A 15,405-nucleotide genomic window follows, 5' to 3' on the forward strand; every position below is an offset into this window, starting at 1 on the left:
TGGTGGACGCCTGGCGCAGGTTGTCGGTGGCGACCGTGGCGCGCTCGGCTGCGGCGAATGGCGCGGTGAGGTCCCGGGCGTGGTCGAGGGCCGTGCACGGGAAGCCACGGCGGCGGTTGAAGGCCGCGCGCGGGAAGGCCACAGCGGCGGGCGCGCGCAGCAATTGTCCCGGCCGGTGCGGTCGGTTCGTCCTCGAGCGTGGTCCCGGCCGGTGCGGTCGGCCGGTCCTTCGGGCTTAGTTCCGGCCGGTGCGGTCGGCCCGTCCTCGGGCCTGGTTCCGGCCGCTCGTGCGCACCGGCCCGGAGCGACTGCGGCCACCCGTCCGGGCCCGCCTTCCGCGACCCCGGTGATGTTTCTTCCGCCCACGGCTGACAGGCCGGTTCGGGGTTGCCATCCCCCGCCCCCTCTGAGGGAGGATGGCGGAATCCGTACGAAGGGAAATTCACGGTGACCATCGACCCGTCCTCGATTCCGAACTTCGGGGGCCAGCCCGAGCCGCAGCCCCAAGGACCGGCGGGCCCCGTCGTCCCGGATCAGGACCTCGTGAAGCAGCTCCTCGACCAGATGGAGCTGAAGTACGTCGTCGACGAGGAGGGTGACCTCGCGGCGCCGTGGGAGCAGTTCCGCACGTACTTCATGTTCCGCGGGGAGGCCGAACAGGCGGTCTTCTCGGTGCGGACCTTCTACGACCGCCCCCACAAGATCGACGAGAAGCCCCAGCTGCTGGAGTCCATCGACGACTGGAACCGCCGCACCCTGTGGCCCAAGGTGTACACCCACACCCACGACGACGGCACGGTCCGCCTCATCGGCGAGGCCCAGATGCTGATCGGCACCGGCGTCGACCTCAACCACTTCGTCTCCTCCACGGTCAGCTGGGTGCGGGCCGCGATCGAGTTCGACAAGTGGCTGGTCGAGCAGCTCGGTCTCGAGCAGGAGGTCAACGACTCGGACGAACCCGAGGACGACGGGGAGTAACCGAGTCCGGTCAGGTCTGGGGGCGCCGCCCCCAGGCCGCGGTCACGGCTGCCGCAACCGCTGCGCAGCCTCCCGCGGAACCTCCTCGCGCCCGCAGAAGGCGAACCGCACGAGCGGCGCCCCGGCGCCGAGTGGGCGGGGCAGGACGGCCGCCCCGTGACGCGGACGGGACGGTTGCACACGGCAGATGCCCGTGAGCTACCGGCGACGCCACGGCGCGCGCAGAACCGCTGAACTCCCGTGACCCTCGCTGTTCCTGCCGACAAGCACGCGTGCTTCGAGCGAGCCCGAAGGGGGCCCGGCTTCAGGACGTGAGGCGTCGCAGGCGGTCGGCGGCCTCGGCGAGAACGTCGTCCCTCTTGCAGAAGGCGAAGCGAACCTGGCTGCGGCCGGCATCGCGGTCGTCGTAGAAGACGGAGTTGGGGATGGCGACGACGCCGCAGCGTTCGGGGAGCGCGCGGCAGAAGGCGAGGGCGTCCTTCTCGCCGAGGGGGGTGATGTCGGTGGTGATGAAGTACGTGCCCTGGGGCTGGTAGACCTCGAAGCCCGCCGCGCGCAGGCCGTCGCCGAGCAGGTCGCGCTTACGACGGTGGTCGGCGCGGAAGGTGTCGAAGTACGCGTCCGGCAGGCGCAGCGCTTCGGCGACCGCGTACTGGAAGGGGCCCGCGCTGACGTAGGTCAGGAACTGCTTGACGGTCCGGACGGCGGTCACGAGTTCCTGGGTACTGGTCACCCAGCCGACCTTCCAGCCGGTGAACGAGAAGGTCTTGCCCGCCGAACCGATCGTCACCGTCCGCTCGCGCATCCCGGGGAAGGCGGCCAGCGGCAGGTGCTCGGCGTCGTCGAAGACCAGGTGCTCGTAGACCTCGTCCGTCACCACCAGCAGGTCCCGCTCCACCGCCAGCCCGGCGATCGCGGCCAGCTCGGCGCGCGTGAGGACCGTACCGGTCGGGTTGTGCGGGGTGTTGATCAGCAGCAGACGGGTGCGGTCGGTGACGGCGGCGCGCAGCTCGTCCAGGTCCAGCCGGAAGCTCCCGTCCTGCGGCCGCAGGGTCACCGGCACGCGCCGGCCGCCCGCCATCGCGATGCTCGCCGCGTACGAGTCGTAGTACGGCTCGAGGGCCACGACCTCGTCCCCGGGCTCCAGCAGTGCCAGCAGCGAGGCCGCGATCGCCTCCGTCGCGCCTGCCGTGACCAGCACCTCGGTGTCGGGGTCGTACGACAGCCCGTAGCGGTGCAGCTGGTGCGCGGCGACCGCGGTGCGCAGCTCGGGGATCCCCGCACCCGGCGGGTACTGGTTGCCGCGTCCGTCGCGCAGCGCGCGTACGGCGGCCTCCCGCACCTCTTCGGGGCCGTCGGTGTCGGGAAAACCCTGGCCCAGGTTGATCGCCCCGGTCGCCACGGCGAGGGCGGACATCTCGGCGAAGATCGTCGTCCCGAATTCGGCAAGGCGGCGGTTGAGGTGCGGGCGCGCGGTGGAGGTCATGCCGGTCATCCTGCGCCCAAGCTCTGGGCTTCCTCAACATGGCTTCGTCGATGAACACCTGGGGTGTTCGAAATCCAGTAGCCGAAGAAGTGCAGAGCAGAAGCTGCAGCGGAAAGCGGAGGCCGGCGGAGCGGCTTTCAGCTACTGAGTGCCTGCGGGAGGGTTTCGTGGCAGTCGATGACGGTGTCGATGCCGACGATGTGAAGGACGCGCTGCACGGATTGGCCTGGTCGGGCCAGGCGGAGCCAGCCGCCGGCTCCGCTGAGGGCGCGGTGGGCCGTGATGAGGACGTTGATGCCGCTGGAGTCCATGAAGGTCACCTGCCCCAGGTCCACCACGACTCGGGGCCGGGGCGCGTCGGAGACATCGAGGGCCTGGCGGAGCGTGTCACCGGTTTGGTGGTCGATCTCCCCGGCGACGGTCACCACATGGATACCGTCGGTCACAGAGATGGCGGTCGACAGCTTGCCCGCCTGCGCCGCCTGTTCGGTATCCGCCACTTCTCCCTCAGCCATGTCGTGATACTGGCACAGTCATGCCCTCGCGGGAATCGGTGCCCTGAAGGCACGGGGTGATGCGTGGGTGAGACGAGGACAACACAGGGGCGCCAGGCGTCACCTTCCTTGGCGCGGGTATACGCGCGAGGTGTGAACGGGGTAGCGAAGGCGGCGGTCATGGAATCAGCCCCTGTGGGCGAGGAAGGCACCACGCCGGGCGAACAGACCATCCAGACCACAGTGGCCCTGGACGGGACCGGCACGGTCATCGCCGAAGCTCGGCACTTGGCCGCCGATTTCCTCACCCGTGTCCAGGCCGACCACTGCCTGCCGGTCTCCCGGCGCGCCATGGACCTGACCCGGCTGGTGGTGAGCGAGCTGGTCACCAACGCCCTCAAGTACGCTCCGGGGCCGCTGCTGCTGGACCTGCGGATCGTCGGTGACACGGTCGAGGTCGCCGTGTGGGACGCCGACCCGGTACTGCCCGTCGCCCGGGCCGCGGATGCCGGCCGGGTGGGCCAGCACGGCCTGGAGATCGTCATGGCCGTCGCCCAGGGCTTCGAAGCGCAGCGGGAGCCGGTCGGCAAACGCATCACCGCCCGCATCGCCCTGCTGGACGACCCGGGCGGTGCGGTCGCCGGACGACGCACCCTGTAAGGGCAAGGCGGCCGAGCTCCACAGATCCGTCACCCGAGCAGTCTGGTAGCGAACGGGTCCTCTGGCTCCCCTGGCGTTCCTCGCGGTTCCCCGTACGAGCCGGCACGCGTCTGGCACGACCTCTTCGTCCCGAACTACGGGCGCGGCGGTCGCTGAGGCTTGCTGGGCCGGCCGGCCACCGCCCGGATTTCGCGCCGGGTCGCTGCTGTGGGGTGCCTCACGAGAAGATCACGGCCCCTAGACGGCCCAGTGACACCCCCACGGCCTCCGAACCGTCTTTCCATGCAGGGCAGGGGCCGTTGCCCCGCGAGAACCCTCTGGACTTCCTCAACTCTGCTTTGGCGGGGGACGAGCCTGGGCATCCCCCGTTCACCGCGGCCCATGGGGGGCCGCCTCGGGGGAACGGAAAGAAGGTGGCGCCATGGGCACCGTCTTCCTGGTGGTGATGATCGCGGTCATCTGCTTCGGGATCGTCGCGTCCGCGGTCGGCAAGGGAGGTCACGGCCGCCGGTCGTCCCGGTCCTCGTCCTACCACGGGGGCAGCAGCTGGTGGGCCGGTGGGGGAGACGGCGGTTCGTCGTCCGGCGGGCACCACTCCGGCGGGCACCACTCCTGCGGGGGCGGTCACTCGTCGTGCGGCGGGGGTTCCTCGTGCGGGGGCGGTTCGTGCGGCGGCGGGGGCGGGGGAGGCAGCTGACGGGGGTGGCTGCCAGGGGAGGCGGCTGACACGGGGCAGCCGAGCTTCCCGCGCCCGTGCGCTCGTCGGAAGAGGACATCCGGCGGGCGCACGGCCGTCTCGGCCGAGCGCTCGGCGCACGCCGTAGTTGAACAGTTGAACTGGGGAGCCCTCTGAGGGATGGAAACCCCACGAAGTTGGGTAAAAACGCTGTGGCAGCGCCACTGTTCATGATTCCCTCTCAATCACCAACGCAGCCCCTCGGACGTCCCGCAGACTCCCCTCCCCGGCCGGGCCGGCTGGGCTGACCGGGCTGACATGGCCGATCTCCCCCCTCCTTGCGTGCTAGCGGAGCCGATCCATGCTCACGACCCTGAACACCTCCTACACCGATACGCGCGCTGCCGACCTCGCCTGGGCGCTCGGACGCGAACCGCTCCCCGCCCTGGCCACCCTCGATCTCGAACTGACTGGTGCGAAACTGCAGTTGAGGCTGCTCGGCGCATCCCATCAGGTCCTGCTCGAGGAGAAGCGGGGCAACTGTTCGGAGACGGTCGCCTGCATCCCGGGCTCCAGCACCCCGCTGCCGCTGGGCGTCGCCAAGCGGGTCGGGGACTGGGAGTACGAGTTCGCGGCGCGCGTCGAGGTGCTCACGCCGGGCTCGTTCGCGGGCCGCGCCCAGGAGTTGCTGGCCCTCGTCTCCGATCATCCGCACGGACTCGCCGGCGTCTTCCCCGGCAGCCCGCACGCCTTCACCGCCATGCTGGCCCAGCGGCACGACGGCCAGGTGCACTGGCGCACCTGGCACGCCTATCCGCAGGACGGGCAGTTGGTGGCGACGCGGACGCGGGTCGGGGCGCGGGTGCCCAAGGCCCCGGCAATCTAATGCGACATAAGCCCCTCGTACGTCAACTGGCCGCATTTCCACACGTGTGGGTGACGAAGCGTACCGAGCGTGTGACGTAACGTCGCAGAGTGATCGAACCGCACGCCCCCGCGCGCCCGGGTGCACCGACCTGGACAGGCCCCGCACGGCTGCCCGTCCGGCCCGGCACCGGGCGGTTCCTGGTCCTCGTGTGCGTCTTCGTCTGCGCGGCCTGCGGACTCGTGTACGAACTCGAACTCGTCGCGTTCGCCTCGTACTTGATCGGCGACTCGGTCACCCAGGCCTCCGTCGTGCTGTCCGTGATGGTCTTCGCGATGGGCATCGGCTCGCTCGCCGCCAAGCGGCTGCGCTGGCACGCGGCCGCCGGCTTCGGTGCGATCGAGACCGTCCTGGCGCTGGTCGGCGGATGCAGTGCGATGGCGCTGTACGCCGTCTTCGCCTGGACCGGCGGCTGGGGCGGGATGTGGGTCGACGGACCGCGCTGCCTCCTGGTCGCCTTCTCGCTCGCCATCGGTCTGCTCGTCGGCGCCGAAGTCCCCCTGCTGATGGAGCTGATCCAGCGCATTCACCGCCAGGACGCGGGCGGTGCGGTCGCCGACCTGTTCGCGGCGGACTACGTCGGCGCCCTCGTCGGCGGCCTGGCCTTCCCCTTCCTGCTCCTGCCGTTCCTGGGCCAGTTGACCGGCGCGCTGCTCACCGGCGCGGTCAACGTCGTCGCCGGCGGCGCCCTGGTCCTCGGCCTGTTCCGCCGCGACCTGACCCGCCGCGCCCGCTGGACCCTTCTCCTCGTCGGCCTCACCGTCCTCGGCGTCCTCGCCGCCGCCGCCGCCCTCGCCGACGACTTCGAACGCGCCGCCCGGCACGCGGTGTACGGCAGGGACGTCCGGGTCGCCCTGCAGACCGACGTCCAGGAGGTCGTCCTCGCCGGGGGCACCCACGGCCGCCCCCTCGACCTCTTCCTCGACGGCCGGCTGCGCGTCGGCGGCCGCGACGAACGCCGCTACCACGAGGCGTTGGTCCACCCCGCGATGACCGGCCCGCACGCGCGCGTGCTCATCCTCGGGGGCGGCGACGGGCTGGCCGCCCGCGAAGTGCTGCGACACCCGGGCGTGCGCCGCGTCGACGTCGTGGAACTCGACGCCGGCCTGATCGGGCTGGCCCGCAGCGACCCCGGCCTGTCCGCCCTCAACCGGCACGCCTACGACGACCCCCGCGTCCACAGCATCACGGCGGACGCGCTCACCTGGCTGCGCGGGGCGCCGCAGACGTCGTTCGACGTGGTGATCGCGGATCTGCCCGATCCGGGCATCACGGCCAGCACCAAGCTGTACTCCCAGGAGTTCTACGGCCTGGCCCGCCGCGTCCTCGCCGACGGCGGCCGCCTGGTGGTGCACGCCGGCCCCCTCGCCAGCCGCCCCCGCGTCTTCTGGACGGTGGCCTCGACCCTCCGTGCGTCCGGCTTCGCCCTCGCCCCCTACCGGGTCCTCGGCCACGACTCCGGCTTCCCGGCCGGCCCCGACCGTTCTGCGGGAGCGTCCGGGGCCCCGCACGACTGGGGCTTCCTGCTGGCGGCGGCGGGCGACTCGGCGCCGCAGCTGCGCCTCGACCCGCGCGGACCACGGCCGCACACCCTCACCCAGCGCGACCTGGTGGCCGACGCGCTGGCGGCGGAGCGTACACGGATCGGAGGGCTGCCGGCGTCGACGCTGGTGCATCCGCGGTACTGAAGGGGGGGACGTTCCGGTCACTCGTGGGTAGGCTCAGCCGACATGGAGCACCAGGTCTTCGTTCCGGTTCCGGCCGACCGGCTCAGAGAAGCCCTCGCCGACCTCGCTCGGGTGGCCCGGGCGGTCCCCGGGCTCCAGCAGGATGCCGGGGCCCAACCCGTCGCCGGGCGGCTGAAGTTGCGCGTCGGCGGCCACTCCGTCACCTATCGCGGTGCGGTCCGCGTCTCGCCCCACCAGGACGGCACGTACGCCGTCGAGGGCGAGGCCACCGAGGCCCGCGGCACCGGCACCGTCAAACTCGCCCTCACCCTGCGCCTCACGGACACCAAGGGTGGCGCCACCGTGACGGTCGAGGGCACGGCGGACGCGGACGGACGCATCGCCGAACTGCCCGCGGAAGCGGTGCACTCGGCGGTGATCCGCCTGCTGAACCGTTTCGTGGAGAGCCTTGCCGAGAACCCCGAGGAAAGCGCGGAGAACCCGGCGGAGGGGGAGAGCGGGGCGGAGTCCGAGCGCGCCTCCGTCTTCGACACCGAGGTGCCCCCGCCCGCCCTGGACCCCGAGGCGGACCTGGACACCGACCGCCTCTCCGGCTTCGCCGAGACGGGCGAGCCGCCCGCCGAGGCCGCGCACGCGCGCCGCACGATGATCGGCCGCAGCGCGGAGGAGGTGGACCACGCCCCGCCGCGCGGCCGCTACGCCCCCGTACCGGCCCCCCAGACCGTCGCAGGCAACCCGGTCCTGCGCTGGGCGGCACCCGCCGCCGCCCTGGCCCTGGCCTCGGCGATCGTGCTGGGCCGCGCCCTGCGCAAACGACGCTGACGCCCGGGCGGGGCACCCGTCCCGAACCACGCGTGGATCGGGCGTACCTCGACCGGCACGACAGAGACGCCGGGAACGCGCTCGGCGACGGCACGCGCCCACTCGGGCTCGCGCAGTCGATCACGTAGTGGGCGGTCAGCTCTTCGGTCGTGTCCGTGCGAGGCCCGGCCGTCGTCGTCCCGGCCCTCCTCGCACCACCAGGGCGTCGTCGTGTCCGCCGGGAGGGCCCGCCGGAGGGGCCGGGCCGTTCTTCGGTATCCCGCCGGTGTCCGCCCGGCCGCGGTGGACCGGGCGGTGCCCGCGGAACCCTCGGCGCGCTGTTCGTCGGTCACGGCGGCGGTCATGGCGTAGGTGGCCGCCGGATCGGCGTACCTCGGCACCCTGTACTTCGGGAGCTCACCCTGGCACCGCTTGTCCGGCGCACGCCCTCTTGATCGCCCCAGTAGGGTCGTCCCGTGAGTAACGAAGACATCACGCTGACCGCGGGCGACGCGGAAGTGAGCGTGCGGCCCGGCAACGGCGGCCGTATCGGTGGGCTCCGGATCGGCGGCGTCGAGCTGCTGCGGCAGGGCGAGCGCTACGGCTGCTTCCCGATGGTGCCCTGGTGCGGCCGGATCCGGGAGGGCCGCTTCCTGGACGGCGCCACCGTCCGCCAGATGCCCCTCAACTCCCCACCGCACGCGATCCACGGCACCGCACGCGACGGCGCCTGGCGCACCGCCCGCACCTCGGCGGACGAGGCCGTCCTCACGTGCGACCTGGTCGACCCCTGGCCGCACCGCGGCCGCGTCACCCACGTCGTCACGCTCGCCGCGGACAGCCTGACGCTGACCATGTCCGTGGAGGCGTACGACGACTCCTTCCCGGCGCAGATCGGCTGGCACCCGTGGTTCAACCGGAACCTCGGCGGCCAGGACGCCCAGCTGGACTTCAAGCCCGCCTGGCAGGAGGAGCGCGGCGCCGACCACCTGCCCACCGGCAACCGCATCGATCCCAGGCCCGGCCCCTGGGACGACTGCTTCGGCATGCCCGACGGCGTCGACGTCACCCTCACCTGGCCCGGACAGCTGGAGCTGAAGGTGACCAGCCGGGAGGAGTGGGTGGTCGTCTACGACGAACAGGCCGAGGCCGTCTGCGTGGAACCGCAGACCGGGCCGCCCAACGGCCTGAACACCCTCCCGCGCCTGGTCACGCCCCTGGAACCGCTGGAGGCGACGACGACCTGGAGCTGGCGGCGCCTTTAAGCTGGCTGCCATGACGGACGTCAACGAAGTAATGCCGCCAGGCACACGCGCTGAGCTGCTGCAGCAGATCAAGGACAAGGCCGTGGTGCACGGCAAGGTGACCCTGTCGTCGGGTCTGGAGGCCGACTACTACGTCGACCTGCGCCGCATCACCCTCGACGGCGAGGCCGCCCCGCTGGTGGGGCAGGTGCTTCTGGACCTCACCGCGGACCTCGAGTTCGACGCGGTGGGCGGGCTGACCATGGGCGCCGACCCGGTCGCGGCCGCCATGCTGCACGCGGCCGCCGCGCGGGGGAGGAAGCTCGACGCCTTCGTCGTACGCAAGGCGGCGAAGGCGCACGGTCTGCAGCGGCGGGTGGAAGGTCCCGAGATCGCGGGCCGGCGTGTGCTCGTCGTGGAGGACACCTCGACCACCGGCGGCTCGCCGCTCACCGCGGTCGAGGCCGTGCGCGAGGCGGGCGCCGAGGTCGTCGCCGTCGCGACCATCGTGGACCGTGCGACCGGTGCCGCCGAGAAGATCGAGGCCGGGGCGGGCGTTCCGTACCGTTTCGCCTTCTCGAAGGATGAACTGGGTCTGGACTGACGACCCGGATTGACCTGGACTTGACCGGCGCATGGACCATCGGTTCATCTCTGGAAAGATGGGGACGACGATGACGTCACCCCCAAGGTCTAGGTCAGGGCCGTAGTACGCAGAACGCCAACCCGCACACTCAAGGAGCGGACCATGCCCATCGCAACCCCCGAGGTCTACAACGAGATGCTCGACCGGGCGAAGGCAGGCAAGTTCGCCTACCCGGCCATCAACGTCACCTCGAGCCAGACCCTGAACGCGGCGCTGCGCGGCTTCGCGGAGGCGGAGAGCGACGGCATCGTCCAGATCTCCACGGGCGGTGCCGAGTTCCTGGGCGGCCAGTACAGCAAGGACATGGTGACGGGTGCGGTCGCGCTCGCCGAGTTCGCGCACATCGTCGCCGAGAAGTACCCGGTCAACATCGCGCTGCACACCGACCACTGCCCGAAGGACAAGCTCGACGGCTACGTACGTCCGCTGCTCGCCCTCTCCCAGAAGCGCGTCGAGGCCGGCCTCCCCCCGCTGTTCCAGTCGCACATGTGGGACGGCTCCGCCGAGACCCTCGCCGACAACCTGGCCATCGCGCAGGAGCTGCTGGAGCAGGCCCGCCGGGCGAACATCATCCTCGAGGTGGAGATCACCCCGACCGGTGGCGAGGAGGACGGCGTCTCCCACGAGATCAACGACTCCCTGTACACCACGGTCGAGGACGCGATCCGCACCGCCGAGGCGCTCGGCCTGGGCGAGAAGGGCCGCTACCTGCTGGCCGCCTCCTTCGGCAACGTGCACGGCGTGTACAAGCCGGGCAACGTCGTGCTCCGCCCCGACCTGTTGAAGGAGCTGAACGACGGCGTCGCCGCCAAGTACGGCCTGCCGGCCGGCAGCAAGCCGTTCGACTTCGTGTTCCATGGCGGCTCCGGCTCCACGGCGGAGGAGATCGCGACCGCTCTGGAGAACGGCGTCGTGAAGATGAACCTCGACACGGACACCCAGTACGCCTTCACCCGTCCGGTCGCCGACCACATGTTCAAGAACTACGACGGCGTCCTGAAGGTCGACGGCGAGGTCGGCTCCAAGAAGACCTACGACCCGCGCACCTGGGGCAAGCTGGCCGAGGCGGGTATGGCCGCCCGTGTCGTCGAGGCCGCGCAGAACCTGCGGTCCGCGGGCAACAAGATCAAGTAGCCCGTCGCGGCACCTTCGCCGAGCCCGGCGCCTGCCCATGGCGCCGGGCTCGCTGTATACCTGGAGCATGCCCGCCGTCCGGCTGGCCTCGCCCCGGGGCAAGTGGATCCTGCTCACCACGGTCCTCGGCTCCAGCATGGCCATGCTGGACTCGACCGTCGTCAACGTGGCGCTCCCGACCATCGGCCGCGACCTCGGCGCGAGCCTCGCCGCGCTGCAGTGGACGGTCAACGCCTACATGGTCACGCTGGCCGGCCTGATCCTGCTGGGCGGCTCGCTGGGGGACCACTACGGCCGCCGGAAGGTCTTCGTGCTGGGGGTCGTCTGGTTCGCGGCCGCGTCCCTGCTGTGCGGCCTGGCCCCCACCCCCGGCGTCCTCATCGCCGCCCGCGCCCTCCAGGGCATCGGCGGCGCGCTGCTCACCCCCGGTTCCCTCGCGCTCATCCAGGCCTCCTTCCACTCCGACGACCGGAGCCGGGCGGTCGGTCTCTGGTCCGGCTTCGGCGGAATCGGCGCCGCCGTCGGCCCGTTCCTGGGCGGCTGGCTGGTGGACGGCCCCGGCTGGCGCTGGGTGTTCCTGCTCAACGTGCCGCTGGCGCTGCTCTGCGTCCCCGTCGCGGTCCGCCATGTCCCCGAGTCCGCCGACGGCGGCGGCCACGGCCGCTTCGACGTGCTCGGGGCTGCCCTGGGCGCCCTGGCGCTGGCCCTGGTGACCTACGCCCTGATCGCGGCCGGCAACGGCTCCCCGGCGGTGGCGCTGACCGCGGTGGGGGGCGTTGCCGCCGCCGTGGTCTTCGTCCGGGTCGAGCGGCACCGTCCCGACCCGATGCTCCCCCCGGACATCTTCGCCTCGCGCCAGTTCACGGTGGTCAACCTGGTCACGCTGTGCGTGTACGCGGCCTTCGGCGGGTTCTTCTTCCTCACCGCGCTCCAGCTGCAGGTGGTGGCGGGCTACTCCGCCCTGCAGGCCGGTACGGCCCTGCTCCCGACGACGGCCCTGATGCTGCTGTTCTCGGCCCGCTCCGGCGCGCTGGCCGACCGCACGGGACCCCGGCTGCCGCTGACCGTCGGTCCCCTGCTCTGTGCGACGGCGATGCTGCTGATGCTCCGGGTGGGCCCGGACGCCGACTACCCGACGGACGTCCTGCCGGCCCTGCTCGTGATGGGTCTCGGCATGGTCACCCTGGTCGCGCCGCTGACCGCCACGGTCCTCGCCTCCGTCGACACCTCCCGGGCGGGCCTGGCCAGCGGCGTCAACAACGCGGCGGCGAGGGCGGCGGGCCTGATCGCCGTGGCGGCCCTGCCGCTGCTGGCCGGGATGGGCCCCGAGGCGTACCGTTCCCCGGCCGCCTTCGACGCGGCGTTCGACCGCGCGATGCCGATCTGCGCGGGGACGCTGCTGCTGGGCTCGGCACTGGCTTTCGCCCTGGTCCGCCGACCGGCCCCGGGGTGCCGACGCCCGGAATGCCGGACCCACGGCAACGTGACGACTCCGCCGCTTGAGCAGGAGCGCCGACCGTAGCTCCGGCCCGCTGTGTCGGCCGCGGGCTGGGGGGCTTGTCGCGCAGTTCCCCGCAGCCCCGCAGTCCCGTCGGCTCACTACCTGCCCCGACCACCGGACACACTCCGTACGCCCGGGTGCGGGAAACTGAACACATGACGATTCACGAGAACCTCCTCGGCGGGCCGCCCCCGACCCACCTCCCCGACGACCCGGGGCCCCGCGAGCTGCTCGCGCAGGGCACCGCCCCCGCGGATGTCGCCGCCAAGTACCCGACCTCCTCCCTCGCCTGGGCCCAGCTGGCCGACGACGCGTTCGAGCGGGGTGCGGTCGTGGAGTCGTACGCCTACGCCCGTACGGGTTACCACCGCGGCCTGGACGCCCTGCGGCGCAACGGCTGGAAGGGCCACGGTCCGGTCCCGTGGGACCACGAGCCCAACCGCGGCTTCCTCCGCGCCCTGCACGGCCTCGCCCGCGCCGCCCAGGCGATCGGCGAGCAGCAGGAGTACGAGCGCTGCACCCAGTTCCTGAAGGACTCCTCGCCGACGGCGGCCCAGACGCTGGGCTAGCGGCCACGTACCGGCCCGCCTGCTGTGAGCAGGCGGGCCCGCCTTCCGCAGGACCGTCGAAGTGGCTGTCCTCGGGGACCGGGGATCGGCCATCGCCGGGTGCAGCGCACTCGTCAAGGTCTCCGGGTTCCCCCTTCGATGTGCCGCCGCCTGGATTCCCGCGAAGTCGCCGCATGCTGTGCGAAGCGAAGCCGGCCGCGTTTGCCATGTCCGCCACTGAGCGCCCCGACTCGAGTGACGCGGCTGCGGGGCAGGTCAGTGAGTTGGCTCGAGCCGTTCGTATACCGTCACCCTCCGTCCGCGTACCTGTCGGTCCGCGACCCGAGTGAAACAGTCCTTGAGCACTTGCTTCTTCACCTTGTCCCGCGTCGCCGACACCGGCTTGGCCACGGCTGCCGCGTCCGTGACCAGCAGTATTCTCCGCTGAGTGAGCATCGCGGCCCGGATCCGCCCGGGGCTGGTCTCCACGCCCTTGAGGGTCCCGGACTTCCTCGCGTCCTCAGCCAGCGCTATGTCCCGCAGACCGGCGAAGGCACGAGGGGAGACCAAAGCCGTGTCGCGCCGGGCCGCCGGCACGAAGAGAACCGCATCCCCGGCCTGCTTGAATCGCCGCACGTCCGACGCTATCGCCAAGACGTCGTCCACCCGGCTCGCTGGGGACCGCTTGGCCAGTGACTGGGGCAGCAGGGCACCCACCGCCACGCCGAGCGTCAGAGGCAGTATCCACATCGAGGCTCGTGGGAAGCGCGGCCCGGCTGCCCGGATGCCGGCATCCAGTCCCGCACCGATCAACAGAGCCAGACCCAGAAGGCTGAAAAGGACGTACCGATCCAGGAACAGCGGCTGGAACAGAGAAATGCCGATCAGTCCGACCTGCGGCACCGCCAGGAGCGGCAGCCCGACGGCCGCCGCTGACAACCGCCGTGCCGTTGGTCGGTCCAGACACGCACCGAGACCGCCGATCGCCAGCAGGACGGCCGGGCCGATCACCATGTGCCAAGTCAGCGGTGGTATCCAGGAGACCTGGCCGGACTGGCGTCGACTGAAAAGGATTAGCGGCAGCACACACGCTGACGCAACTACCGAGGCCGACAGCCATCGTGCCCACGTTCCGCATCTGGCCCGCGCCCAGAGCAGAGTCACCGCGTGGGCGGGAAGAATGAACAGCGACAGCCAGTTCAGTAGCCCGCACAGCAGAACCGTGCCGCCATAAGCGACCCAGTGCAGCGACGTGCCGCGCCCCTGGAGTGAAGCCACCAGGAGCAGTGTCGACGTCGCGGCCGCGGCTGCGACCAGGGCGTAAGGGCGGCCCTCCTGAAGGTAGAACTGCACGGACGGAAGCAGCCCGAACGCCAGTCCACCGCCCAGACCCGCCCAGGGACCGACCAGTCGGCGGCCGACGACCGCCACGCATGCCGCCGCCACCGCCATGCCCACCACCGACGGGAGCCGCAGGGTCGTGGTACTGGGCCCGAAGCATGCAAATAGCTCGTGCATCAGCAGGTAGTAGAGCCCGTGCACCACATCGACGCTCGCCAACATATGCCAGATGTCGGCAATAGGCCGTTCTGACACTTGCCAAGTCGCGGCCTCGTCCCGCCAGACGCTGTCCTGCCGGGACAATCCCCACAGACCGAGCGCGAGCGTCCACAGCATCGGCAGCAACCAGACGGGCAGGCGACGCCGGAGATCGGCTATGTGGGGGGTCATAAATGTTTGGCCTTGGGGTAGCGGCGAAGAGCCAGGTCAACGGTGCACGCGCAGGAACGGAAGCCTCGGGCCGATGCCATGCGTGCCGGGCACCCGATAGACGCGAAGTTCGCACGTGGAAATTCGAGTGCATGACTCGCGCCGGTCGGGAGGCTACCAGCAACTGACGTGCGAGAACTTCGGTTAATGGATTCAGGCCACCCGGAGTCGAAAATCCCCTTTGTTTTCTGTTGTCCGCATATGTGTCCATGGGTGTCGCGCCAAACGGTGTCCCATGCGGTGATCGGGCCTATGGCAGTGCGAAAGGGAGGGTATGGCGCCAAAAAGACCACCGCGGAAAAAGGCCGACAGGCAAGTGACATGGATCACATGGCCGGAAATTGTGTAACCACTGGCCAGATTTATGCGTCACCATGATCACGACAACGAGATGCCGGAGGGGGCAGGCATCATGTCGGAACTCGGCGTGGAAGGCGTCACGGCAGGGGTTTGAGCCGAAGGCCGCTTTGCATTCCCCTCCGGTGAATCCTGATGAGAAGAGTTATGAAATGACCAGAGGTATAGTCAACCGCACTCTTGCCGCAAAGATTGCGCTGACCGTCGTGCTCGGCGCCGGTGCCGGCCTGGCGGTGGCGCCGATGGCCTCGGCCACCAACGGAAACACCGTGCACAACTGTCGTGGCCAGTACTTCACGACGTCGTGGCAGCAGGCCTGCACGACCGCCGGTGCCGGCGCGACGGGGCAGTACATCTCGAAGGCCGCCTGCGACTACGAGGGTGACCCCTCCATGAACATCTGGCGCTACCAGGGCGACCGCGCGGTCGTGCCGGGCAACGACTGCACGTTCAAGGTGACCTACGTGGACACCGTGTTCCGGTAAATCGCTGATTAA

General features: G+C 70.9%; 15 protein-coding genes. 12 read left to right on the top strand and 3 right to left on the bottom strand.

The window, feature by feature from the left end; all coding sequences use genetic code 11:
* The first annotated feature begins 447 nt into the window (after positions 1–447).
* Positions 448–978 carry a YbjN domain-containing protein gene (locus ACFZDC_RS05655; protein ID WP_391320413.1) on the top strand — a complete coding sequence of 177 codons (531 nt, stop codon included), beginning with the start codon at positions 448–450 and terminating at the stop codon, positions 976–978.
* A 304-nt stretch (positions 979–1,282) separates the two neighbouring features.
* Here the strand turns inward: ACFZDC_RS05655 and ACFZDC_RS05660 are convergent, their stop codons facing one another.
* Entirely contained in the window at positions 1,283–2,473 is a 1,191-nt protein-coding gene (locus ACFZDC_RS05660) for a pyridoxal phosphate-dependent aminotransferase (protein WP_391320415.1), read from the bottom strand.
* A 128-nt stretch (positions 2,474–2,601) separates the two neighbouring features.
* Complete coding sequence (locus ACFZDC_RS05665) at positions 2,602–2,979, bottom strand: anti-sigma factor antagonist (protein WP_391320417.1); 378 nt, start codon at positions 2,977–2,979, stop codon at positions 2,602–2,604.
* A 159-nt stretch (positions 2,980–3,138) separates the two neighbouring features.
* Between ACFZDC_RS05665 and ACFZDC_RS05670 the strand changes: the two genes are divergently transcribed.
* The 10 genes from ACFZDC_RS05670 (at position 3,139) to ACFZDC_RS05715 (ending at position 12,802) form a co-directional block, all read left to right on the top strand.
* Complete coding sequence (locus ACFZDC_RS05670; protein WP_391320419.1) at positions 3,139–3,618, top strand: ATP-binding protein; 480 nt, start codon at positions 3,139–3,141, stop codon at positions 3,616–3,618.
* Between the two features lie 421 nt (positions 3,619–4,039).
* Complete coding sequence (locus ACFZDC_RS05675; protein ID WP_391320420.1) at positions 4,040–4,315, top strand: hypothetical protein; 276 nt, start codon at positions 4,040–4,042, stop codon at positions 4,313–4,315.
* Between the two features lie 340 nt (positions 4,316–4,655).
* A complete protein-coding gene (locus tag ACFZDC_RS05680) occupies positions 4,656–5,180 on the top strand; it encodes a DUF2617 family protein (RefSeq protein ID WP_391320422.1) in 525 nt (174 codons plus the stop codon).
* An 89-nt stretch (positions 5,181–5,269) separates the two neighbouring features.
* Complete coding sequence (locus ACFZDC_RS05685; RefSeq protein ID WP_391320423.1) at positions 5,270–6,907, top strand: polyamine aminopropyltransferase; 1,638 nt, start codon at positions 5,270–5,272, stop codon at positions 6,905–6,907.
* 42 nt (positions 6,908–6,949) lie between these two features.
* Entirely contained in the window at positions 6,950–7,729 is a 780-nt protein-coding gene (locus ACFZDC_RS05690; protein ID WP_391320425.1) for an SRPBCC domain-containing protein, read from the top strand.
* 455 nt (positions 7,730–8,184) lie between these two features.
* The gene (locus ACFZDC_RS05695; protein ID WP_391320427.1) at positions 8,185–8,973 is read left to right on the top strand and encodes an aldose 1-epimerase; all 789 of its coding nucleotides are present in this window, start codon (positions 8,185–8,187) and stop codon (positions 8,971–8,973) included.
* A 10-nt stretch (positions 8,974–8,983) separates the two neighbouring features.
* The gene (pyrE, locus tag ACFZDC_RS05700) at positions 8,984–9,556 is read left to right on the top strand and encodes an orotate phosphoribosyltransferase (RefSeq protein WP_391320428.1); all 573 of its coding nucleotides are present in this window, start codon (positions 8,984–8,986) and stop codon (positions 9,554–9,556) included.
* A 144-nt stretch (positions 9,557–9,700) separates the two neighbouring features.
* The gene (fbaA, locus tag ACFZDC_RS05705; protein ID WP_391320430.1) at positions 9,701–10,732 is read left to right on the top strand and encodes a class II fructose-bisphosphate aldolase; all 1,032 of its coding nucleotides are present in this window, start codon (positions 9,701–9,703) and stop codon (positions 10,730–10,732) included.
* A gap of 67 nt (positions 10,733–10,799) precedes the next feature.
* Positions 10,800–12,254 carry a DHA2 family efflux MFS transporter permease subunit gene (locus ACFZDC_RS05710; RefSeq protein WP_391320432.1) on the top strand — a complete coding sequence of 485 codons (1,455 nt, stop codon included), beginning with the start codon at positions 10,800–10,802 and terminating at the stop codon, positions 12,252–12,254.
* A 134-nt stretch (positions 12,255–12,388) separates the two neighbouring features.
* The gene (locus ACFZDC_RS05715; RefSeq protein ID WP_391320433.1) at positions 12,389–12,802 is read left to right on the top strand and encodes a DUF3151 family protein; all 414 of its coding nucleotides are present in this window, start codon (positions 12,389–12,391) and stop codon (positions 12,800–12,802) included.
* Between the two features lie 255 nt (positions 12,803–13,057).
* Here the strand turns inward: ACFZDC_RS05715 and ACFZDC_RS05720 are convergent, their stop codons facing one another.
* A complete protein-coding gene (locus ACFZDC_RS05720) occupies positions 13,058–14,512 on the bottom strand; it encodes a hypothetical protein (RefSeq protein ID WP_391320435.1) in 1,455 nt (484 codons plus the stop codon).
* Between the two features lie 548 nt (positions 14,513–15,060).
* Here ACFZDC_RS05720 and ACFZDC_RS05725 point away from each other — a divergent pair.
* Complete coding sequence (locus ACFZDC_RS05725) at positions 15,061–15,393, top strand: hypothetical protein (RefSeq protein ID WP_391320437.1); 333 nt, start codon at positions 15,061–15,063, stop codon at positions 15,391–15,393.
* The last annotated feature ends 12 nt before the right edge of the window (positions 15,394–15,405 follow it).

This window comes from Streptomyces sp. NPDC007905 (genome assembly GCF_042959345.1).
In the GTDB taxonomy this organism is placed as follows: Bacteria; Actinomycetota; Actinomycetes; order Streptomycetales; family Streptomycetaceae; genus Streptomyces.

Excerpts from the sequence above, each read along its gene's own strand:
- ACFZDC_RS05660 (WP_391320415.1), bottom strand. The coding sequence starts at position 2,473 with ATGACCGGCATGACCTCCACCGCGCGCCCGCACCTCAACCGCCGCCTT.
- ACFZDC_RS05665 (WP_391320417.1), bottom strand. The coding sequence starts at position 2,979 with ATGGCTGAGGGAGAAGTGGCGGATACCGAACAGGCGGCGCAGGCGGGC.
- ACFZDC_RS05670 (WP_391320419.1), top strand. The coding sequence starts at position 3,139 with ATGGAATCAGCCCCTGTGGGCGAGGAAGGCACCACGCCGGGCGAACAG.
- ACFZDC_RS05675 (WP_391320420.1), top strand. The coding sequence starts at position 4,040 with ATGGGCACCGTCTTCCTGGTGGTGATGATCGCGGTCATCTGCTTCGGG.
- ACFZDC_RS05680 (WP_391320422.1), top strand. The coding sequence starts at position 4,656 with ATGCTCACGACCCTGAACACCTCCTACACCGATACGCGCGCTGCCGAC.
- ACFZDC_RS05690 (WP_391320425.1), top strand. The coding sequence starts at position 6,950 with ATGGAGCACCAGGTCTTCGTTCCGGTTCCGGCCGACCGGCTCAGAGAA.
- pyrE (WP_391320428.1), top strand. The coding sequence starts at position 8,984 with ATGACGGACGTCAACGAAGTAATGCCGCCAGGCACACGCGCTGAGCTG.
- fbaA (WP_391320430.1), top strand. The coding sequence starts at position 9,701 with ATGCCCATCGCAACCCCCGAGGTCTACAACGAGATGCTCGACCGGGCG.
- ACFZDC_RS05710 (WP_391320432.1), top strand. The coding sequence starts at position 10,800 with ATGCCCGCCGTCCGGCTGGCCTCGCCCCGGGGCAAGTGGATCCTGCTC.
- ACFZDC_RS05715 (WP_391320433.1), top strand. The coding sequence starts at position 12,389 with ATGACGATTCACGAGAACCTCCTCGGCGGGCCGCCCCCGACCCACCTC.
- ACFZDC_RS05720 (WP_391320435.1), bottom strand. The coding sequence starts at position 14,512 with ATGACCCCCCACATAGCCGATCTCCGGCGTCGCCTGCCCGTCTGGTTG.
- ACFZDC_RS05725 (WP_391320437.1), top strand. The coding sequence starts at position 15,061 with ATGACCAGAGGTATAGTCAACCGCACTCTTGCCGCAAAGATTGCGCTG.